General features: G+C 42.0%; 12 protein-coding genes and 1 tRNA gene. 9 read left to right on the forward strand and 4 right to left on the reverse strand.

The genetic code is table 11. The features are described 5' to 3' along the window. Positions 1-17: 17 nt before the first annotated feature. The 4 genes from nuoL to proB all read left to right on the forward strand — a co-directional run bounded on the left by nuoL (position 18) and on the right by proB (position 6288). Positions 18-2042: an NADH-quinone oxidoreductase subunit L gene (nuoL, locus tag BHC43_RS03120; RefSeq protein WP_100156495.1), complete on the forward strand. Its 2025-nt coding sequence runs from the start codon at positions 18-20 to the stop codon at positions 2040-2042. 37 nt (positions 2043-2079) lie between these two features. Further along, on the forward strand, positions 2080-3573 hold the full coding sequence (locus tag BHC43_RS03125) for an NADH-quinone oxidoreductase subunit M (protein WP_100156496.1): 1494 nt from the start codon (positions 2080-2082) through the stop codon (positions 3571-3573). Between the two features lie 10 nt (positions 3574-3583). Continuing rightward, positions 3584-5026: an NADH-quinone oxidoreductase subunit NuoN gene (nuoN, locus tag BHC43_RS03130; RefSeq protein ID WP_100156497.1), complete on the forward strand. Its 1443-nt coding sequence runs from the start codon at positions 3584-3586 to the stop codon at positions 5024-5026. 128 nt (positions 5027-5154) lie between these two features. Then, the gene (gene proB / locus BHC43_RS03135) at positions 5155-6288 is read left to right on the forward strand and encodes a glutamate 5-kinase (RefSeq protein WP_100156498.1); all 1134 of its coding nucleotides are present in this window, start codon (positions 5155-5157) and stop codon (positions 6286-6288) included. A gap of 347 nt (positions 6289-6635) precedes the next feature. On the opposite strand, the gene BHC43_RS03140 is transcribed toward proB, so the two are convergent. Further along, a complete protein-coding gene (locus BHC43_RS03140) occupies positions 6636-8174 on the reverse strand; it encodes a YadA-like family protein (protein WP_180297412.1) in 1539 nt (512 codons plus the stop codon). On the opposite strand from BHC43_RS03140, the gene BHC43_RS10655 reads away from it, so the two are divergent. Then, a complete protein-coding gene (locus tag BHC43_RS10655; RefSeq protein ID WP_180297413.1) occupies positions 8173-8472 on the forward strand; it encodes a hypothetical protein in 300 nt (99 codons plus the stop codon). The genes BHC43_RS03140 and BHC43_RS10655 overlap by 2 nt on opposite strands. Positions 8473-8681: 209 nt before the next feature. Here the strand turns inward: BHC43_RS10655 and BHC43_RS03145 are convergent, their stop codons facing one another. After that, positions 8682-11996, reverse strand: coding sequence for an autotransporter family protein (locus BHC43_RS03145; protein WP_100156500.1), 3315 nt, complete (start codon positions 11994-11996; stop codon positions 8682-8684). Positions 11997-12305: 309 nt separating this feature from the next. Continuing rightward, positions 12306-16046 carry an autotransporter outer membrane beta-barrel domain-containing protein gene (locus tag BHC43_RS03150; protein WP_100156501.1) on the reverse strand — a complete coding sequence of 1247 codons (3741 nt, stop codon included), beginning with the start codon at positions 16044-16046 and terminating at the stop codon, positions 12306-12308. A 1105-nt stretch (positions 16047-17151) separates the two neighbouring features. Here BHC43_RS03150 and phoB point away from each other — a divergent pair. From phoB to BHC43_RS03165, 3 genes are all read left to right on the forward strand, one after another. After that, entirely contained in the window at positions 17152-17838 is a 687-nt protein-coding gene (phoB, locus tag BHC43_RS03155) for a phosphate regulon transcriptional regulator PhoB (RefSeq protein ID WP_100141432.1), read from the forward strand. A gap of 43 nt (positions 17839-17881) precedes the next feature. Next, a complete protein-coding gene (gene phoR / locus BHC43_RS03160) occupies positions 17882-19234 on the forward strand; it encodes a phosphate regulon sensor histidine kinase PhoR (RefSeq protein ID WP_257377975.1) in 1353 nt (450 codons plus the stop codon). Between the two features lie 13 nt (positions 19235-19247). Continuing rightward, positions 19248-19323, forward strand: a tRNA-Lys gene (locus BHC43_RS03165). 892 nt (positions 19324-20215) lie between these two features. On the opposite strand, the gene BHC43_RS03170 is transcribed toward BHC43_RS03165, so the two are convergent. Continuing rightward, on the reverse strand, positions 20216-20980 hold the full coding sequence (locus BHC43_RS03170) for an SDR family NAD(P)-dependent oxidoreductase (RefSeq protein ID WP_100156502.1): 765 nt from the start codon (positions 20978-20980) through the stop codon (positions 20216-20218). Between the two features lie 1226 nt (positions 20981-22206). On the opposite strand from BHC43_RS03170, the gene BHC43_RS03175 reads away from it, so the two are divergent. Beyond that, positions 22207-23913, forward strand: a 1707-nt coding sequence (locus BHC43_RS03175; protein WP_218966449.1) for an ESPR domain-containing protein, incomplete at its 3' end; no start/stop codon positions are given.

The following is a 23913-nucleotide window of genomic DNA, read 5'->3' on the forward strand; positions in this document are numbered from 1 at the left end:
AGGAACGAGAGAAAATTATGAGTGTTTATCTGATTATTGCTTTGGCTCCGCTCATCGGTTCCCTGCTGGCTGGATTGTGCGGTAAGCTGATAGGTCGAAAAGGGGCGCACAGTGTCACCATTGCCGGCGTTGCCCTATCCGCCGTATTATCGGTGTGGGTACTATACGGGTTTATGACAGGCGGCCGTCAGCCATTTGATGAAAACGTCTATACATGGCTGACCATGGGCGGGCTGGATTTCTCGGTGGGTTTTCTGATTGATACGCTCACCGCTACCATGCTTGTCATCGTAACCAGTGTCTCCTTGATGGTGCATATTTATACCATCGGCTACATGAGTGACGACGATGGTTACCAGCGTTTCTTCAGCTATATTTCCCTGTTTACTTTCTCCATGCTGATGCTGGTGATGAGTAATAATTTCATCCAGTTGTTTTTTGGCTGGGAAGCCGTAGGTCTGGTGTCTTATCTGCTGATTGGTTTTTACTACAAACGCGATAGCGCCATCTTTGCCAATTTGAAAGCCTTTCTGGTCAACCGTGTTGGTGACTTTGGTTTTGTGCTGGGTATTGGCCTGATTCTGGCATATTTTGGCGGCAGTTTGCGCTATGCCGACGTATTCCAGCACATCGATCAAGTAAAAAACGCCACCATTGAACTGATTCCCGGCCATCCATGGTCACTGATTACCGTAACCTGTATTCTGCTGTTTGTCGGCGCCATGGGTAAATCAGCACAGTTTCCATTGCATGTATGGTTGCCGGATTCCATGGAAGGTCCAACTCCGATTTCTGCCCTGATTCATGCTGCCACTATGGTAACTGCTGGTATTTTCATGGTGTCGCGCATGTCACCATTGTATGAATTGTCTGATACAGCACTTGGTGTCATCATGGTTTCCGGTACCATAACCGCACTGTTTATGGGCTTTTTAGGCATGATTCAACACGACATCAAACGTGTGATTGCTTATTCCACCCTGTCGCAGTTAGGCTATATGACCGTAGCACTGGGTGCCTCTGCCTACAATATTGCTGTCTTCCATGTGATGACCCATGCTTTCTTTAAAGCACTGTTATTTCTGGCGGCCGGTAGTGTGATTATGGGTATGCATCATGATCAAGATATGCGCCACATGGGTGGACTGCGTAAATACATGCCAGTAACGTGGATTTGCATGTTGATTGGTTCTTTGTCTCTGATTGGTACACCATTCTTCTCCGGTTTCTATTCCAAAGATTCCATCATCGATGCTGTTAAAGCTTCAACACTGCCTTTCAGCAGCTTCGCTTATGTGGCACTGGTAGCCAGTGTATTTGTCACCGCTTTCTATTCCTTCCGCCTGTATTTTCTGGTGTTCCACGGTGAAGAAAAATGGCGCCAGAGTGGGCAGGACGAACATCATCATGGCGAGGAACACCATGGTCTGCGTCCGCAGGATAATCCACATGAAAGCCCGCTGGTGGTGACTATTCCGCTGATTTTACTGGCTATTCCATCAGTGTTTGTCGGTATGTGGGCAATCAAACCCATGCTCTTCAGCGATTTTTACCATAATGTAATTTTCATCAACAGCGCCGCCCACCCTGCATTGGCCACCGTGGCAGAAGAATATCACGGTATTTTTGCCATGGCTCTGCACAGTCTGACTACACCAGTGTTATGGCTGGTCATTGCCGGCGTAGTTCTGGCATGGTTTTTCTACATGAAAAAACCACAGATTCCGGCGCGGATTGTGTCTTCCATCCGTCCGATATATACCTTGTTGGACAACAAATACTATCTGGATGCACTTTACTACAACGTTTTTGCCAAAGGCAGCCGACTGCTGGGAACGCTGTTCTGGAAAGTAGGTGATGTGCTCATCATTGATAAATTAATTGTTAACGGTGCTGCGCGCGTTGTGGCCACAGTGGCTGCACTGGTGCGACGGATTCAAACCGGCTATCTCTATACTTATGCAACTGCTATGGTGCTGGGCGTGTTTGTGCTGGTGGCATGGACATTCTGGCCGTTGCTGAAAACCATGTTCGGCGGTTAATTCAAGGCATTCAACTTAGTATTTTTAGGCTATAAATATGTACGATTACTTACTCAGTTTGGCGATTTGGCTGCCCGTGTTGGCCGGTATCGTTGTGCTGGCCACCGGCTCAGACAAGCACGCTGGGATAGCCAGAGTGCTGGCCTTAATAGGTGCGCTGCTATCCTTTCTCATCACCATACCGCTGTTTTGCAAATTTGATCGCTTGAATGGTGGCTTTCAATTTACAGAATTTCATGTCTGGATAGACAGCCTCAATATCAACTATGCCTTGGGCGTGGATGGTCTGTCTGTACTGTTTGTGATTCTGAATAGCTTCACTACCTTACTGGTGGTGTTGGCTGGCTGGCAGGTGATTCAGAAACGACCGGCACAGTATATGGCCGCGTTTTTAATTATGTCTGGTTTGATCAATGGTGCTTTTGCAGCCATGGATGCCATTCTGTTTTATGTGTTCTTCGAAGGCATGCTGATACCGATGTATCTGATTATCGGTATCTGGGGAGGTCCGCGACGTGTCTACGCCTCCATCAAATTCTTCCTCTATACCCTGATGGGTTCATTGCTGATGCTGGTGGGTTTTGTTTACCTGTCTAATCAGACTGGCGGCTTTGCTATCGAAACATGGCACAACATCAAACATTTGGCCATGACTGCACAGGTGTTGCTGTTTATCGGTTTTTTCCTGTCTTTTGCAGTGAAAGTACCTATGTGGCCAGTACATACATGGTTGCCAGATGCCCATGTGGAAGCACCAACTGGTGGTTCCATGGTGCTGGCGGCTATTACCCTGAAAATTGGTGGATATGGTTTTCTGCGTTTTATGCTGCCGATTCTGCCGGATGCAGCACGCTATTTTGCTCCAGCGATTATTGTGCTGAGTTTGGTTGCCGTGATTTATATCGGTATGGTGGCACTGGTACAAACCGATATGAAAAAATTGGTGGCATATTCTTCCATTAGCCACATGGGTTTTGTGACCTTAGGCTTTTTCCTGTTTACTGGCGGTTACCTGAATGATTGGGCGTTTAAAGGTGCCATCATGCAGATGCTGTCTCATGGGTTTGTTTCAGCAGCCATGTTTATGAGCATTGGCGTGATGTATGACCGCATGCATACCCGTGAGATCTCAGCTTACGGTGGCGTGGTTAACAGCATGCCAATATTTGCCTCCTTTATGCTGCTGTTTGCCATGGCAAATGCTGGTCTACCCGGTACTTCCGGTTTTGTGGGTGAATTCATGGTGATTGTTGGCGCGGTAAAAACCAATTTCTGGATTGGCGCACTAGCGGCACTGACTCTGATTTATGGTGCTGCCTATACTCTGTGGATGTTTAAACGGGTGATTTTTGGTGCTATTAAAAACCCCGAAGTGGCGCAATTAAAAGATGTGAATAAACGCGAACTGCTTATTCTGGTGATTTTGGCCGTAGCGGTACTTGGTTTTGGTTTGTATCCCGAACCCTTTATCGCCGTTGTGCATCAGGCAGCTAATGATTTAATTGTCCAAGCGGCACAAAGCAAACTGTAAGGAAATGTGAATGAACTGGACAGATTTAACAATATTTCCCGCTGTACCGGAACTGGTGCTAACTGGCGTACTGTTTGCCGTACTGCTGGTGGATTTATGGCTGAATGACCGGCAACGCTGGATAACCTGTACCTTATCTGTTATCGGCCTGATTTTGACCGCTGCTGTGCAGTGTCTGGTGTGGAAACAGCAACCGCAATATGCCTTCCACGACATGTTTGTGCTTGATGGCATGGCTCAATTGGCCAAATTATGTATGTATGGATTGGTGATAGCCGTTTTTATCTACAGTCAGGCTTATCTTCGTGCCAGAAATATTTATCAGGGTGAATTTTACACTTTGACTTTGTTTGCTCTGTTGGGCATGAACATCATGGTTTCTGCATGCCATTTCTTAACCTTATATGTTGGGTTGGAATTACTGTCACTGGCATTGTATGCGTTGATTGCTCTGCAGCGCGATAGTGGCCGTGCAGCTGAAGCAGCGCTGAAATATTTTGTGCTCGGTGCTCTGGCTTCCGGTTTGCTGTTGTACGGCATTTCTCTGGTATATGGTGCAACAGGTACTCTGCAGTTACAGCAAGTCCTGGCAGCCAGTCAGGAAGGCACCAATCCATGGTTGCTGAAACTAGGCGTAGTATTTATTGTAGCCGGTATTGTATTTAAGCTGGGTGCAGTGCCTTTCCATATGTGGGTACCCGATGTGTATCAAGGTGCGCCAACTGCTGTAACTGCTCTGGTTGGTACGGCGCCAAAAATCGCTGCCACGGTGTTTGCTTTCCGTATTCTGGTGTATGGTCTACTGACACAATGGGAAAGCTGGCGCGATTTGTTGCTGTTATTGGGGATTGCTTCTTTGTTTATTGGTAATCTTGCTGCCATTATGCAAACCAGTATCAAGCGTATGCTCGGTTTCTCAACCGTTGCACATATGGGTTTTATCCTGCTGGCGCTGTTGGCTGGTGAAGTTGGCTGTACTGCCGCCATTTACTATGCCATCACCTACGCTTTAATGGCTTCTGTGGCTTTTGCCATTTTGATGTTGTTATCTAACAAGGATATTGAATGCCAGAATATCAGTGATCTTGCCGGCCTGAATCAGAAAAATGCTTGGTATGCATTCCTAATGTTGCTGGCTATGTTCTCTATGGCTGGTATTCCACCCTTAATGGGCTTCTATGCCAAACTGGCAGTCATCAAAGCATTGCTTTCTAGTGGCTATGTGTGGGTTTCTGTGTATGCAGTGGTGATGTCATTAATTGGCGCGTTCTACTATCTGCATGTGGTGAAAACCATGTATTTCGACACTGCGGATTCTGTGGGTGCACCTATATTTAATATGTCCCTGCTGGGTAAAGTGGTGTTATCCATCAACGGTTTGCTTTTGTTGCTATGGGGTGTAGTACCGGATGGCGTGATGGCATGGTGTGTACAGGCTTTGATGCATAGCTAACGTCTTTTATCTATTTGACAGCAGCCTTTATGGCTGCTGTTTTTGCTGTTGCATGAGCATTTATTAAAGTGGATAAGAGCAGGTAAAATGGTTCATTCAAATATGAAAATAATAATGGCATGGTCAGCATGAATCTTTCAAGTTTTGATATTCGCCAGACACAATGTGTGGTGGTAAAAGTGGGCTCCAGTCTGGTAACTAACGGTGGACAGGGTGTCGACCAGACGATACTGAATAACTGGGCACAGCAAATTGCGCACTTGCGTGCGCGTGGCATGCAGGTGGTGTTGGTTTCCAGTGGGGCCATTGCTGAAGGTATGAAGCGTCTGGGCTGGACAGTACGACCTAAAGCACTCAACGAACTACAGGCTGCGGCTGCAGTGGGTCAGATGGGACTGGCTCAAGCCTATGAAGAGGCATTTGTGTCACTGCAGATTCAGACCGCTCAGATATTGTTGACGCATGATGATATGAGTCACCGTACTCGCTATCTGAATGCCCGCAGTACCATCCGTACCCTACTGGAGCAAGGGGTGGTACCCATTATTAATGAAAACGATTCTGTCACCATAGATGAAATTAAGCTCGGGGATAATGATACGCTCGGGGCGTTGGTGACCAATCTGATTGAAGCAGACATACTGATTATTCTGACTGATCAGAATGGTTTATATGACCGCGACCCACGCCAGCATACCGATGCCAGTTTTATCCATCAAATTGCTGCTGACCATCCTGAGCTGGAAAGTATGGCCGGTGGTGCCGGCAGCAGTGTAGGAACCGGCGGCATGTTTACCAAGGTAGTGGCAGCCAGACGTGCTGCTTTGAGTGGTGCGGCCACCCTGATAGCAAATGGACATGCGGACAATGTATTAGTGCGAGTAGTGGATGGAGAACAGATAGGTACTTTGTTTACGCCAGCTGCAAATCGTCTAAGTGCACGTCAGCAATGGCTGTTGGGGCAGGTGCAGCTAGCAGGAAGTGTTGTGGTAGATGATGGCGCAGTCAAGGCGTTGACTGTACAGCATTCTAGTTTGTTACCCATCGGCTGTATGGCGGTAAATGGCCATTTTGAACGCGGAGCTTTGGTGGCTGTTTGTAATCAAACAGGCCAAGAAATTGCTCGAGGATTAGTAAATTATAGCGATCATGAAATCAGTCGGTTGTTGCGGCAGCCATCACAAGCAATTGAGGAAATATTAGGCTATGTGGCGGAAGAAGAATTGATTCATCGCGATAATATGGTGTTAAGACGCAGTTGAAGAGGATAGTTGTAGCTGTTCTGTATGAAATGTTTTGCTCAAGTAAGCAGTAATATTTATGTGTTTTGGGGTGATGAGATTTTATATTCAAATACCGATGATATTTTGTTGCTAATCACAAAATGCTGTTATGGAACATAATGTTATCAGTATTTAAAATAAATCATTACTGAAGTGATTTACGTCTATGCGTTGTTTGCCCTTTGTTTTTATTTTTAGTAAAACTTAATAATATTCAGCCATTTCCTACTTTGTTTTGAATCGTTTTCATGCTGCGATGGATTTAATTTATAAAAAATAACGGCACCTTGAATATAAAGTGCCGTCTGCACGATAATTTTTATTCGTCAGTGCAGCTTTATAAATACGCCCGCACCTGCTCCAAATTTGCCTTGAGTGTTGCCTGTAGCCGCTGCTTTAAAAACCCAGCTTCCTTTATTGCTGGCCACAGAATAACCGACAGCATAGCCTGATTCACCACGATGTGTGCCGAAGCCCATTGTGAGGCCTCCATCACCAGCATTCATCGGCTGCGGCAGATTAGCCATAGCGATGGCAGAAGCGATAGCTGCATTTGAGTTATCTTCAATATCATTGATTTTACGATTCAGGTGACTGATATTGTGGCCAATTTTATTGAGTGCATGATTCATCTGACTTACATTAACGGCATCTGTGTCTGCAACGCCGGCTGCTACATTGCTGATTTGTCTCTCGTGGCCGACGCTGCCAATTGAGACACTGTTATTGCGGGTGGCTACTGAACTTTCGCCCAGTGCTACAGAATTTTCTGCTCTGGCCTGTGCATGATTGCCGATTGCTGTGCTGTGGTTGCCAGAGGCTACGGCTCCTGAGCCACCAGCTACAGAGCCAGGAGCAGATGGTTGTGGTGCGGTAGTTGTCTCGTTTTGGTTTACCTGAAACATACCCGCGCTGCCATTATTCAGTTTGTTAATATCATTGCTGATGTTAGCTGGATTTTGATTGGATACAGTTGTGACCTGACTAATTTTATGATCAGTATAATCTTTTGCTAAAGACAATATGTTATCCAATTGTCCTGTGTTTATGACGGAGCTGGTTGCTGCTTTAAGCTGAGCAACGGTGGCTGCATCGCTGTCTTGAGCGCCATCGGCTACGTTTTGGATGCGGCGTAGTTGTTCTGGTGTGCCAATGGAGACTACTCCCCTGACTGATGAAAGGGGTTGTTTGGTTAGATATGCATCGCCTAATGCACTACTGGTAACGGAATTTATACCTAAGGCGATGCTGTTTTCTGTTAAGACTCTGGCGTTCATGCCTAGCGCAGTGCCACCTGTTTTGGTTGCAGACGCACCATTGCCGATGGCAATGGCATTATCTGCTATTGCCTGAGCATTTTTTCCTATTGCCATTGAGTCCAATGCTAAGGCTTTAGAAAATGCACCCAGTGCCAAGGTGTAATCTTTTGCGGCTTGTGCTCCGCTACCCATAGCAATGGCGTCCTCACCTGAAGATAGGGTGTTGTCTTCGGACTGAAACTTTACATCTTGATCAATTGTCGAAACATTTTTGATATTGGCTGAACCGATGGCTATAGAGCGAAAGCCGGTTGCTGTTGCGGAATGTCCGATAGCCAATGTTCCTTTATTTGTGGCTGCGGCTACATTTCCAATAGCCTGCGCAAAGTCTGCAATGGCTGCGGCTTGACGGCCGATAGCTAGCGATGTATTACCTGATGATAATGCTTCTGGACCTATGGCTGTTGCAGAGCTTGCAGAAGCTTTGGCGTGACTTCCCAGTGCTAATGTAAAAGGAGAATAGGCGTATGCGCCAAATCCTATTGCTGCACTGCTTCCATAATCTTTGCCACTGATTTTGTTGTAAGGATTGTATCTCTCTGCCATGGCCCACCCCTTTACTAATTTAGATTCTTTATCTGAGCCGTTTGCCGCCAAACTTGCGCATCCTATTGCAATGTTGCCTACTTCTGTTGGTAAAGTATGGTTTTGGGCTGGGCTGACATTGTTTTCACAAGCATCTATTGCAGCTGCTGTATCTCCGATTGCAGCAAAAATATTATTTGATAGGCATAATAAAGCGGATAGGCTTATTTGTGATATCAATGGGCGCAAAGTGGATTTCGGTTGTGTATTCATGGTGATTTCTCCGGTTTGTATTAATGTTGTAAGTATTAAGCTTTAAAGTTTTATATCGAAATATTTGATTAAAGGTGTTGTGTTTTATTTATTCTGATTGATTAATATAATATTGATTATTTGCAATATTATTGTCCATTAATGTCTGTTTTTCAGAAGGAATTTAATTTTTATTTTGGATTTTCTTTAGATTAATTATGCTAAATAATTATTTAAACAGATTATTCATTATTTATGATAATATCATTATAAATATTACCATTCAGCTTTGAATCCTAAAGACCCATTAAAAGGGGCTTTTATCCGTGCATCTCCGCCGTTAGATTTTGTGTGGCCAAATTCTCCGTAAAGTCTCATTTTATTGGAAATTTCGTAGCTGCCTCCAATCGCCATTTCAGTACTGCTATGCGCCAGACTGGTATTTAATGTGGTTGATGCTGTACGAGTAGTGTACGTGGTGTAATCGTCACCATCCGGTGAATAGATAAAATTGATTCGTGCATAGGGATGGAATATGCCTTTATTAAACTGAAAATCACCATGCATGCGACCACCGATACGAAACAGCCAAACATTATTGCCGTTCTGGCTGACGGTTGTGTTTCCGCTTATCTGGCTGTCATTCAGGTGCAACCACTGGCGCATAATCTGTGTCTGGGGCTCCAGTTTCCATGCGCTGTGGCCGATTGTAAAAGGTTTACCTATTTCAACTGAGGCTGTGATGCCATGTCCTTTTTGTTTGCTGGCCTGATTACCAGTAGGCCTGATATTTGCCTGGTGTTGTGCGCCCTGTAAAACGATGTCTAGATAGCTGCCAGTATTGCTGGTGTAGGTGCTGTAGGCGCCCAGGAAATAAGATTGAATGTCGTTTTTACCTACATTCCCATTTATACCGCTGGCAAAACCGGCTACATTCAGCTGACCGTTCAGATACCCGAGGTATCCACCTGTATGCCAGTGAGGATTGCTCCAAATATCGCTGCCCATTTGTAAACCATTATAGTGACCGGTGGTATGTGGACTGGTGGTTCCATTCTGTCGAATATTGGTACGGCTGATTATTACTCGTCCCCAGCTTCTGCGTTGTTCTGCTGTTGGTGTGGAGCCCGTACGGCGATGTAGGTTTGCCAACATAATGCTGTCAGCTTGAAGCAGTTGTGCAGTGGTTGAAGAGTTTAGTGGTGTTTCTTTGCGGTAGGTTGGTTTGGTGATGACTGGTTTGTTATCAGGGTGATTACTTACTATGGTGGTTTTGTCGTCTTGCTTAGGTGTGTCCTTAATGCGTGAGCGCAGATACCAGTTGCTATCTTCTCTGGTCTGATCGCCACTAAATAATCGGTATTCGTAGGCACCGGCATCGACATGGCTGCCAGTCAGTGTGAATACAGGCTCATTTTCTGCATCCGTAATGTTGGTGCCGGCTACACTGATAATTTCAATTCCTTTGCTGTTACCTGTGTCGGCGCCGAGACCTTTGATATTGTTAATCCGTATACTGGTTGTGCCTGAGGCATTGCCGCTGATGGCTAGTTTATCGGTAATACTTTTATCATCATTCAGCTCAGTGTCGAGGATGAGCGTGCCTTTGGCGCCGTTATAGTCACCTGTGATTGTAAGATTATCTCCAGTATGCCTGTTACCTAGGCTGATGATGCCAGCATTGGTAACATTGCCATTGATGATGATGGAATGAGGTTCAGACAGGCTATGGTCTGAGGATGCTTCTGCGGAAAATCCGTTAAATGTTAATTTTCCGCTGCGATTGATATTCAGCTGATTGGTTGTTAGGTCGCCAGTAAGATTTAGTGTGCTGTCTGTTTGTGACTGGGATTTCCCTCCGATGTTGATGATGCTCCAGTTGCGAAGGGCTGTATCGTTTTCTTTTCCTTCGCTGCTTGAGGAACCAGTAAGCCATCCGTTGATATTCAGTGTATCTATATCTTTCACGCCATTACCGTTTAGCCCATTGGTATCTTTGTTACCCGCATCGAGAACTGTAATAGTGCTGGTGTCGCCATGATTAATGGTGAAGGTGTCATTGCCGTCGCCAAGTAGTATTTGTCCGCTGACTTTGGCTCCATTATTCAGGATAATGTTTGTATTGGTGTTATCGTCTTGTATGGCAATACCTGAATTTGACTTTATTACAGCATTTTTATCTAAAAAGATGTTGGTTGTTGTACTGGGTTTTCCGCTGATATTGATTGCGGATCCTATATCACCTTGAATTTGGCCATTTGCTTTTATTCGGATGTTTCCAAGTCCATTATTGATGATGTTGATACCATTCAGGTCACCAGATATGTTGCCATTAATCTGATCGATATTGATGTCTTTAGCGCTGCCGCTGTTTTGAGCTATGATGGCGTCGTTGCCGCCTTTAACATTGCCAGCAATTTCAATATTAATGTCTCCAGTACCGATATTGACGGTATTGATGCCATTGTTTGCTCCAGTGAGGGTACCGCCTGAATGATTAATATTAATATTTTTTGCAGTACCGATGTTGATGGCATTAATGCCATCCATCTGATTACCGGTTACATTGCCATTTGTATTGATAAAAATTGAATTTTTACCACTATTCATAGCACTGATGGCAGTACTTGCGCTTATATTTTTGGTATTGATTGTTAATTGCTGTGTGTTGTCGCCGTTTGTGGCATTGATGCCATTTTGCTCAGCTGTGATGTTTCCTGTATTGATGGTGGTAAAACCTGTTCCGTTATTAAATGCATTTATACCTACGCCGGTATTAATGTCTTTGGCTTGAATGAGAATATTTTTTGTATTTTCCTGATTTTCAGCGGTTATACCGATGCTGCTTTGGTCACTAGAATATATGTTGCCACTTTTGATACTGATGGAGCTATTTTTACCTCTGTTTTGTACTGTGACGACATTACTACTTTCACTGGACTGAATATTCTGTGTATCAATGGATATGTCCTGTGCTGATTCGCCTGTTGTGACGGCAATAGCGGTGCCAGTTGCGTTAATGTTTCCTGTTTTGATATGTGAGAAACCATTACCTTCATTATTGACGATTAAGCCATCACCTTGATTGGTAATATTTTGGGTTTTGATATCTATGTTAGTTGCTGTATCGTAATTGTTTGCTTGTACAGCAGGGCCGCTGTCATACTGACCGATATCCATATCTCTGGATTCGTCAATAATTAACGAGTTAAAGCGGTTGTTGATGACAATTCGTTCCGTGCGTTTTGCCTGATTGTTTTCTGCGTAAGTTGCGCCGCTTACGATTCCACTGAAGGTTTTATTGATTGCTTTCTTTTGATTATCATTGCTATCAGATTCAGAAAAGTCGGTATCAGTATTCTGAAGACGAAATGTAAAAGGTGATTGGTTTGCAATGGTTTTTGTTGCGCATGTCATTGTTTCTAAATTTTGAATCTGACAGGCAGCGTAACTGATTTCGGGACAGATCAGTAAAAAGGATAGAATAGTTAATTCAGCGATGGTTTTTTGTCCAAGTGCGGATTTTAGATATGTTGTTATTGTTGAGGAGGGGATCTGATTATTCCAGATGGGATGGTGTTTACTTTTCATTGCTCTGGTTCCCAAATAAAAAGTAATCTATTGTAATCCATTGAATTAACAAAAATATATAATAAAAGTTTAAAACAAACTAATATTACCTAAAAACAACACTTTATCAATGAATGTAAAGAATATTTGCCATATGAATTTGATGATTTTGTCTGTGGAGGATTCTTCACAAGAAGAATAAAAAATAAAGGGATTTATTTATCAGATATTTTTTATTGAATAATTATTTTAAATTTAATAGAAACCACCTTAATCATTGATTAAGGTGGTTGTTTATATAATGCTAAAAGTAATGCAGGAGCTTTGGGGTTACCAGTCAATTTTTAAGCCGGCTGAAGCATTGACGGGTACTTTTACTTTGGCATTGCCTCCATTTGACCAAGTATGGCCGATTTCTGCATAAATTTTTACAGTATTGTTAATGTCATACGTGCCACCCAGAGCGAGCTCTGTACTCCGATGTGAGGCACCGGCATTAAGTGTGGTTGTTGTGGATATGGTTCGGTAGCTGGTCTTGTCTGAGCCATCAGGTGAGTAGTAGAAATTAACCCGTGCATATGGATGTATTAAGCCTTTATTGAGCTGATATGTTGCTGCTAAACGTCCCCCAAGACGGAATAACCACGCATTATTATGCTCCTGACTTACTAAGGTGTGACCACTGATATTGCTATCATTTAGATCCAGCCACTGATGAATAATCTGTGCTTGTGGCTCAATTTTCCAGTTGCTGTTGGCCAGTGTAAATGGTTTGCCTATTTCTATTGAAGCGGTGATTCCGTGTCCTTTCTGTTTACTAATAGGATTGTAATCCGGTTTGATGTCTGCACGATGACGTGCTGCCTGTAATACAAAATCAGCGTAAGCTCCGTCGGTACGGGTATAGTTGCTATAAGCACCGATAAAATAGGATTTGGTGGTGTTTTTGCCTACTTTGTCATCTACGCCGCTGGCAAAGCCATCTACATCCAGATTGCCATGTAGATAGCCTATATAGCCACCGATACGCCAGCCATTGCCTGTCCAGACATCACTGCCAAGTTGTAAACCAGCATAATTGCCGGTACTGCGGCCTTCGGCCGGACCGTTTTGCTGAATGTCAGTACGGTTTGCAAGAACTCTACCCCAGCTCATGCGTTCTTCAGGTATGGGTGTGGCACCAATACGCTGATGCATATTAGCCAGCATTAGGTTATCTGCTTGTCGTAACTGTGTAGCAACTGTAGCCAGTAATGGCACTTCTTTGCGATACAGTGGTTTGAGTTTAGATGGTTTAACGGTTGTGCCGCCACCAGTGCCGCCACCAGTGCCGCCACCAGTGCCGCCACCGCCAGTGCCGCCACCACCAGTGCCGCCACCACCAGTGCCGCCACCGCCAGTGCCACCGCCACCAGTGCCACCACCACCAGTACCGCCACCACCACCAGTACCGCCACCACCAGTGCCACCACCACCAGTACCGCCACCACCACCAGTACCGCCACCACCAGTACCTCCACCACCAGTACCGCCACCACCAGTGCCACCACCACCAGTGCCACCACCACCAGTACCGCCACCACCACCAGTACCGCCACCACCAGTGCCACCACCACCAGTGCCACCACCGCCAGTGCCGCCACCATCTGAAGGATTTGTTTGTTTTTGCGAACGCAGATACCAGTTGTTTCCGTTTTGTTGTAAATCGCCTTTGAATAAATGGTATTCATAAGCTCCTGCACTCAGGCGATTACCGTTCAGTGCAAAAGCGTCTTGTGTGCTGCTTCCTTTTACTTCGACAACTTCAATACCATTGGTGTTGCCGGTATCTCCACCCAATCCTTCGACTTTGTCAAATCTGATGGTGGTGTTACCTGAGGCATTGCCCTGAATGATGAGTTTGTCGGCAGTATTGTCTGGAGTGTTGCTATCTCTTTGGGCAGAATTAAGTTTTAGATCGAGAATAAGTTTGCCGTTATTACCCTGATAATTTCCGCCAATAGTAAGATTGTCGCCGGTGTAGGTGCTGTTCAGGTTGATGTAGCCTGAATTTAATACATCACCTTCAATGCGTGCTTGTTTGAGGTCAGGAATGAGTCTGATGGTTGTACCGTCACCGATATTGAGCTGATTTGTGTTCAAATCACCACTAAGATTGAGTGTACTATTCTGTGCCAGATTGATTTTCTCCCAGTTTCGAATGGCAATATTTCCGGCTATACCATTATTGGTGCCTGTTGTTGAACCGGTTAATGTCTGATTAATATTTAATGTATCAATCATGCCATCATTGCTGCTGGTATCATCGCCACCATCCATAACGGTTATTTCACTGACGTTGGTGCCACGGTTTACGTTGAGGATATCACTGCCATTACCCAATTCGATTCGGCCACTGACAGTAGAACCACTTTTTAGTGTCACATTGGCATTACCTTCCTCATCACTGATTGCTAGACCAGATGTAGCGGAAACGCGGCTACCAGTATTAAGCGTGATAGTAGTGGTACTACCGGCTTTGTCATGGCTGATAATACCTGCGCCGGAACCACCGGTTATCTGGTTTGCCAAGGTGATTAAGGTATTGCCGGTACCGGAATTGCGTGCTTCGATGCCGCTGATACCTCCGGTGATTTTGCCACCTGACTGTATAATATTGATATCGGTGGTTTTATTGCCATTCTCAGCCCAGATACCGTAGCCTTTCGTAGCGGTCACTTCTCCCTGTGAAATAATATCTGTGGCATTGCTACCATTATTTATGGCGTAAATACCGTTATTTCCGGCATGAATAAGTTGAGATTCGATGCGTAATCCAGTGGTTTGATTGTTGTTTTCAATCCGGATGCCGGTATTATCGGTTGCTGTGATGGTTGCACTGTTCTTGATAACTGTTGAACCGCTACCATTGTTGCTTGCATAAATGCCGTTGTCAGAGCCAGAAACGACATTGGTGCTAATGGTTAGGTCTCGTGTGTTACTGCCATTATTAACAAAGATACCATTACCGGAGGTGGATTTGACGGTTGCACTGGACGTAATTTCGGTGGAATCGTTTCCAGAATTGATGGCATAAATGCCGTTGCTGGTGCCCTGTACATTTTTACTGTTAAGGGTTAATTTCTGTCCGTTGTGGTTGATATGTACACCATCACCATTTTGGGATTCTACGTCTCCAATAGTGGTTATTGATGTCATGCCGTTGCCGTTGTTTTCAGCATAGATGCCGTTGGTGTATCCATGAACGGTTGAATTTGTGTAAGTTGTCAGATTTTTTGCTGTGGCTGAATTGTGAGCATAGATGCCATCTGTTGTTTCAGACACGACACCCTGACTAACGGTAATGGTTGTTGAACCTGTACCATTATTTGCTACGTAAATTCCTTTGCCATGCCCAGTTACGGCTCCGGCAGTAATTTGTACATCAGTGGCGGTCGGATCATTGACTGCGTAGATGGCATCATCGTTATCAGAGGTTATGGTATTGCCGGAGTTGATGATAGTGGCACCAGTGCCTCTGTTGTTGATACTAATGCCTTTCAATTGCCGGCTATGGATGGATGCTGTGGAAAGATGTACATCGGTACCGTTATGTTCTATATAAATGCCTCGTACATCGGAACCGGACATGTCCTGTGTGGTTGTCAGGGTAAATGCGGCACCTGTGCTATCGTTTCTGGCATCGATATTAGTGATATTTTTATTATTTGCATTGACAGTTAAATCACCGGCGCCGGTCTGATTGCGTATGGTTAGGGTTTGATTCAGTTCATCATTAGAAGTATTGATGGTTTGGCTGGCTGGATCGCGATTTTCAATCAGATTATTGGTAATAGTTGTATCCGCAAAGGTGGTGTTATGCGAAAGGCTTTGCTGTGAAATCGTACATGCTTTGTGGTCAGGAGAAGTAATAAGGCATTGAGCATGAGCTATAGTGGAGGCGGCCAAGGTAATACCTAAGATGCTTAGTAATTTGACTGTAGCTGTTTTGCCTCCTTTGTGGGCTAATTCGGAGGTAACTATATATGCCTGTACTTGCGCACTCCAGATAAGCTTGTAGATTTTATTCATTTTGATTAACTTTAATCAGGTTAATAATAATTTCGTATTAACGACATATATCTTAAGAACTGGCTTTAAAATGAATAAGATATAGTTCGGATTTCATTCGACTATAAAATATTACCTAAGTCAAAAAATTAACTATATGATTAATATAAGTATTGTTATACGATGTAAAAAATAGTGTTAGAGATAATTTTGATTGGTCAGAAGCTGTAGGGTGACTGGAAAATGCTACATGCTGGCGAAAAAGAAATTAGCTAAATAATTTAATATATGCGTATCTGATTTTTAGATGTGTATTTTTATTATGCTGAAGTAATAAAATAAAATATTTCAGGTTTGATTTGGTAAAGAATATCTAAATATATATAAAATAAGAAAATTTTGAATATTTATTTATTTTAGACATGTTGTAAATTAGTTTCACTGAGCTTCTCTTTTTATCATTCAAGTCGAATAAATTAGAGCGAAGAAATCATCGATTTGGCTTATTGTGGCTATTTATATTAGTGTGAACTATAGATTTCGTTTGGCATATTTTAATTCTTAGTGGCGAGGGGAAGATTATGGGTATTAATTTATTAGGAGTTTGAAGCAAAGGTTAGTTATTTGTGGTGTCGGCTATTGAAATAAAGATTTTTAAGCTTTGGATGGTTTATTAAGAACAAATACCTCTACTCTGGCATGGGGTAGTATAAATCCGCCATACTGGCTTTTTACGTCTTAAAATATTTTTCTGACCAAGCTAAAAAATTGAAATATTATTGCTTTCATCTAAAGGTTTCTAAGTTTTTCAATCTTAAGTGGCAGCCTACAATGCATTTATCTGACAGTTTCACAACATTCTGTAAAATCTATCAACTGATTGATAATTAGATATTAAAATGTAATTTAGCTGCTTGACGGCAATCATTTGCGTGGATTGTCATTTTAATTATGCATTTTTGCTGCAATATCCGCTGATATTGTGTTAGCATGAAAAAGGTTACTCCAATTATTAACCTGTGCAGCAGAATCTTTTCTGGCACAGGTTTTTTCTTGCTGATAGGTTGTATTTTCTGATTAATTTGCTAATCTGACACGGTAACAATTTATCCGCTCAGGAAAATATATGGCAGATGTAATGGTTCTAGTAGTAGAAGATGAGGCAGCCATTGCCACTCTGATTCAATTTACGCTGGAGCAGGCCGGATTTGCCGTGCAATGTGTACCTAGTGTGGAAGAAGCACAGCCATTTTTACAATCCAGACTACCAGATGTGCTGCTGCTGGATTGGATGCTGCCGGGTATTTCCGGTATCGATTTTATCCGCCAGCTGCGCCGCGATTCCAGAAGCCGTGATTTACCGATTATTTTGCTTACTGCACGCGGTGAAGAAACGGATAAGGAGCAGGGGCTGAATCTGGGCGCTGATGATTATATTACCAAACCTTTTTCACCGCGGGAGCTGATAGCGCGTATCAATGCATTGTTACGCCGCCGGGCTCCACAAAAAACCAGTACCCCATTGTCGATACAAGGGCTGGAGCTGGATCCGGTACAGCAGCGGGTGCGGGTTAATGGTCAGGCAGTAGCTTTTGGTCCCAGTGAATTTAAATTATTGCATTTTTTTATGACTCATCCAGACAGAATCTATACCCGTAGCCAGCTTTTAGATCAAGTATGGGGAGACCATGTTTTTGTTGAGGAACGTACGGTAGATGTGCACATTCGTCGCTTGAGGCGTGGGCTCGAGACCGTAGGCTATGAGCACCTGATACAGACAGTACGTGGCAGTGGCTATCGGTTTTCATTGTAGTCATTCATACTGAATCTTTCTTCAGGCAGGATAAAATTCATTTATGCCAGAACTGCGTCGTCACCTTTATTTAATACTGATTACACTGATTGTGGTTGTTATGCTGTCCCTGCTAACTGGCGGTGTGCAGTCTGTAGTGATCAGTCTGTGTATTCTTTTTTTCTTGTGGCTAGTGGGGTACTGGTATCATCTAATTAAACTCGTACGCTGGCTGGAACGGCCAAAGCTTCGAAATGTGCCACAAGGTATTGGCATTTGGAATACTATTTTCAATACTTTAATGCTACAGGCCAAAAGCCGTAAAAAACGCAAACAGAAGCTAGGGGTGGCTTTACTACGATTTAATCGTATTGCTGAAACCATACCCGAAGGTGTGCTTATACTGGGGCTGGATGGCCGTATTCAGTGGCTGAATCATATGGCAGCCATTCATTTAAATCTTGATACCGAGCGGGATATTGATGGCAATTTGGCTGAATTAATCGCTAAAGCTGATTTTCAACAGTTTCTCCATGAGCAGGATACAGAGTTTGCAAATATCAAGCTTACTTTTGACGCAAACGGCAGCGGTTTACCAAGAATACTGAATATTATTCGTACACCATTTGACGAGCAGGCAACTCTGATTATCACGCAGGACATTACAGCGGCAGAACAGCTAAATGCGACACGTACCGCTTTTGTGGCCAATGTTTCACATGAACTGCGCACTCCTTTGACAGTTATTAATGGTTTTCTGGAAACATTGACGGATATGCCCGAATTACCACAGGAGCAGCGGCAGTCATTTATCGAACTGATGAGTAAAGAGGGTGCGCGGATGCGCAACCTACTGGCTGATTTATTAACCTTATCACGTCTAGAAAGCCAGACCGATATTTCTTCGCGTAGACAGCCTGTCTGCCTGACGGCTTTGGCTGAGCAAGTGGTGCATGAAGCAATGCTTTTATCGGCAGAGAAGCATTCTTTTATCTCTGAGTTGGCGTCGGATATATGGGTGAATGGTATTCAGCAGGATTTGTATAATGCTTTCAGTAATCTGCTGTTTAATGCAGTACGTTATACGCCGCCTCAAGGAACCATCAGTATCCGGCTATGGAGTCAGAATGTCGCACCAGATGCTAAGCAGGCTATTTTTCAGGTGAGTGATACCGGAGGTGGTATTGCGGCGGAACACATTCCCCATCTAACCGAGCGTTTTTATCGGGTCGATTCTGGCCGTTCCCGCCAGAGTGGTGGCACTGGCCTGGGGCTGGCAATTGCTAAACATGCTTTGGCAGAACATGGCGGTAAATTGGAAATTGAAAGTGTGGTGGGAAGAGGCAGTACGTTTTGTGCCGTTCTGCCACAGATGGAAATTAGCAAAGGACTTGACAGCAGCAACACTCCTGCCTAAAATGCGCGCTCTTGGGTCGTTAGCTCAGTCGGTAGAGCAGCGGACTTTTAATCCGTTGGTCGAGCGTTCGAATCGCTCACGACCCACCATCTTTCTTCTATATTTTCAATATAGTATTTCTTAAATGGCTATTGCCATTTTTCTTCTAATTTGACTTGTATGTCTATATTTTGTCATTAAATAGTTAAATTACAAATTGTTATTGCACTAAATTAAAGTCACTTCGACTCTATATTGTTTTGTTGTTGTTTGTATTTTTACACAATTAAACTGTTATCCTTAATCATTATTTTCTTTTCTGGTATTTTAATAGCAATTTGGCTGCCATTTTTTTAGTTTTTGAATGTTTAACTAAGGAATAAACTGCCTATTTTTCTGAATAAAATATATATAAATTAAGCTTAATACGCATCAATAGCAGTGTTTCTAAGTAGGAGTTAGATATTATTTTGTATAAATGTTTTTTGTAGGGGATGGCATACTGACTATCAAATACAGAATTTTGTTTTGTAACAATAAAAGAATTGCAGTTATGTTCTGGATTTTCGATTAAGCTAAAATTTGAACAGAAATTGAGTGTTATATTACTTGTAATCTAATACCTAATATTTTCATCGCAAAATATATAAGTCGTTGCAATAAGGATACTATATTGGAAGATGATGCATGCTGGTTAGGTTATCACGGTAAGGTAGGAGAATTAGACGGATAAAGTATTGGATTGTTAGTAGATACTCCTCAATGTTGTTTAAAATTATAAAAAAAATATCTTATTCACTCTGAACGCATATTTAATATCAGAAACAAATACCAATTCTATTTTTTAAATTGATACAGGAATCTATGTTATTTGCTGATTCCTGTACCATAGTTTGCAGAAAAATAACAATATAACCGCACTGAATGTTAACCGAACACAAAAATCAGATTAAATTTTGACATACTTGAGACTTCTATTCGGCCATTTTTTTGTTAATCATATTAGCGCATGGTTAAGCCACCATCGACTGAGATGGATTGTCCGGTAACAAAAGAAGAACAGTCACTAGCTAGCCATAGCACGGCATCGGCAATTTCTTCGGGTCGACCTTGGCGTTGCATCGGTACGGTTTTAACCATCGCATCTAATGCTTCCTTTTGACCTGATGCTGCCATTTTTTCAGACATAGGCGTGCGAATTAATCCGGGACAGACAGCATTGATGCGAATATTGCGTGTCGCGTATTCTAATGCCGCACTTTTGGTTAAACCTAACACTCCGTGTTTAGCAGCATGATAATTAGCACGTTCTACCCCACCGAGAATTCCGCCTAAGGATGAACAATTTACAATCACGCCATTGCCCTGTTGGCGCATTTGTATCAGTTCATATTTCATACATCCCCATACTCCGCGCAGATTTACACTCATCACACGATCAAAATCCTCTGCTGTGGCATCGGCAGTTTCTGCTAAAACATTTTGTATTCCAGCATTATTAAACGCAATATCGAGCTGGCCATAGGTAGAAACAATGTGCTTTACCATTGCCTCTATATCATCCAAATTGGCTACATTGCAGATAACTGCCTCTGCTTGAAATCCATTCGCAACAAGATCCTGAGCAGCTTTGTTTACTGCATCTGCATTGATGTCAGCTAGGACGACAGTTGCACCTGATTCTGCAAAGGCACGAGCAGTAGCAAGGCCTATACCTGAAGCAGCACCGGTCACTAAAGCAACTTTATTATCAAAGGAATAATTCATATTTATTTCTCCAGTTAAGATTGAAAGATGTGACTAATTGTTGTAAATAACTCATTAAAAGTATGGGTTTTAATTTGCAGGTTGATTCGTAGCCATCCTGTGTTTTTAAGATTTCAATTTATCGTTCTTAAGTTTTAAAAACGTGATTGTTAAGTATAAAATAATATACAAATATAATATTAATATTTAGCTATTCTCATCATATATTTGTTGATGAACATTGATGGCTGGATGATTTGTAATATACTGAATTAGAAAGAGTAAAACTACATACTTGGTTTCATTACACTTATGAATAAAATTCATTAATCATTGATGCGCATTAGGCCAAATAAAAAACTTGGCGTTGTGACTATGCTGTTGCTTAATGATTTTGTTGATGCACAATTTGGACTTTTCATTTAATCTGGAAAGCATATAAAAAAACAAGGTATCAGAGCAGGTGGTTATATGCTGGAAGCAGGTAGTGTGTTTATAAAGATAATAGACCTCCATTAAGACCTGAAGATTATTAATATTATTCCGCCATGATTACTCGTCTTTCTTTAGCAGCAAGAATCAGTGCTTGGGTATAAAACAAAACGATATCAGTCAACATATTTAGTTAAAGTTTGATTATCTTTATCTACTACATGCTATGCATGTAGGTTAAAACTGGGCTAGCGTTTCGAACTTGCTTGTGTATATATTTTAAAAAATTTTTAAGGAATGTAATGAATGCAAAATTTTAGATACTAATATGCCTATGCTTTATTTTTCCTTATAAATGTCAGTAATAAATTGAAATTTGATTAATTTTTAAAAATTTCATTTTTATTCATATAAACGAATAAAGATGTTTACTATCAGATCCATCTATATAAAAAGCAACTATTCTCGCATTTTATGCTTCAAATATCTTATAAATCAGTGTGGATGGTAAATACTAGCTGAACCAACACAATTAAATACTTAATTGAATTAAGTTTTTAGGTTCTATTTACCAAAACTAAATCGTGATTAAAAAATTCTTCTCTAATTGTTACAAATAAAAATTCTAATAATTAATGTATACTTTAAAAATAAATATAAATATGAACTAAAATTTAATTGATATGTATCAATAATGGTAATTTTTAAGACAAAATATAGGTTTGATTTATAATGTAATTAAGTGTTAGTATAAATTGCATTATATTTATATAGTGTTAACAAAAACCAACTCACAATTATAGATAGATTAATTTATGAATAAAATATATAAACTTATATGGAATGCCAGAGAACATGCTTATGTAGTAACTTCAGAATTGGCTCGAAAAAGTGGAAAAGTTGTAGGAGTTAAAGTACTTACCTTGTTAGGTGCACTCGCATTGAGTGCAAATGTTGCTTCCGCAGCAGAAGACTTAGTAATTTCAGATAAAGATAAAGTCAACGGAAAAGATATTGTGTTTATTGGCAATATTTATTCGGATAATGACATAGACTTTCCTGCCCTCCCTTTTGAAGTCTTTAATTTAAAAGATGGCCAGAATATTAGAGTAGAACTTGAGAGAAAAGGGGATTTGGGTAGTGTTTGGGGGTTGAATAATGGAACTGGAGAAACCACTGTTAATATAAAAGGAGATGTTATTTCTTCAGGAAATTTATTTTTTCCTTCTTCCGAGGATGCTGCTGAATCAACAGATGAAAATATGCTATTTGATGATGCGGTTAGCATGACTAACTCTGAACAAGCAACTAATCTTACAGTCAATCAGGAAGAAAGTAGCATCATTAAAGCTAAAAACACCGGTATTATGGCATCTAATAATGGTACCGGTTCTACTAAAATTAATATTGCAGGAACAATAGCAGCAACAACAGCTGTTTACGCAGATAGTGGTGAAAAAACTCAAGATGTGACTATCACGCAGTCAGCTCCCAGTAAAATTGAAGGTTCAGTTAACGGAATTGTAGTAAATAATCAGGGTAAGGGAGCAACAAATATTGATATAGCCGGTAATGTAAGCTCAACTGGTAATGCAACCATTCCGGAAGATCCTGAAAATCCAGATAGTGAACGATATAATTCTGGTAGTGGTATTATTGCCATAAATAATAAAAATACCACTGACCTGAATATAACTCAGTCTTCAGCCGCCAGTTTAATTCAAGGTGGAGCAACAGGAATTACGGCATCTAATTCAGGTGTTGGTTCTACCACGATTACTACTGCTGGCACGGTAATTGCTGATGGCATAGCAGAAAATGGTATTGGTATTGCCGCTTCCAATACTCAAACAGCCAAAGCAATCCATATAAACCAAACATCAGGAAATATTAAAGGTAAAGAAAAAGGCATATCTGCAAGTAATTTCGGACAAGGCAATACCGAAATCACTACTGCAGGAAATGTTACTGGTAATAAAGACGCCGGTATCGATGTTACTAATATGCATTTTAATTATCCTGATGCTGAAACAAGAGCAGAAAGCAAATCGAAGACCGATATTATTATTAATCAAACTGCCGGAAGTATTATTGGTGGTACAGATGGTATTACTGCTGTTAATGAAACTGGTGGAAAAGTCTCAGTGACTACAGCCGGCAAAGTAGAAGGTAAAACTGGAGCCGGAATTCAGGTTGTATCAGGTACAGCACCAGTTTCAGATATTGACGAAAACGGAGAAGACATAAGTTCAGCATTTGCTGTAAATAAGAAAGCCGCAACAAAAGCCGGTGATGAAAATGGCCAGGTACCTTTGGGCGGAATTAATGTTGTTCAGTCAAGTGGTGAAATCAATGGTTTTGCTAGTGGTATAGATGCCAGCAATCATGAATCAGGTGCGACCAATATTCAGGTGAGTGGCAATGTGAGTGCAACAGGCACTCAATTTCAGGAAGCTGAGGAACCAGAAGCTGATAAACCAGAAACTGATAAACCAAAAATCGAATATGGTACAGGCATAGGC

Source organism: Snodgrassella alvi, from assembly GCF_002777855.1.
Lineage (GTDB): Bacteria > Pseudomonadota > Gammaproteobacteria > Burkholderiales > Neisseriaceae > Snodgrassella > Snodgrassella alvi_E.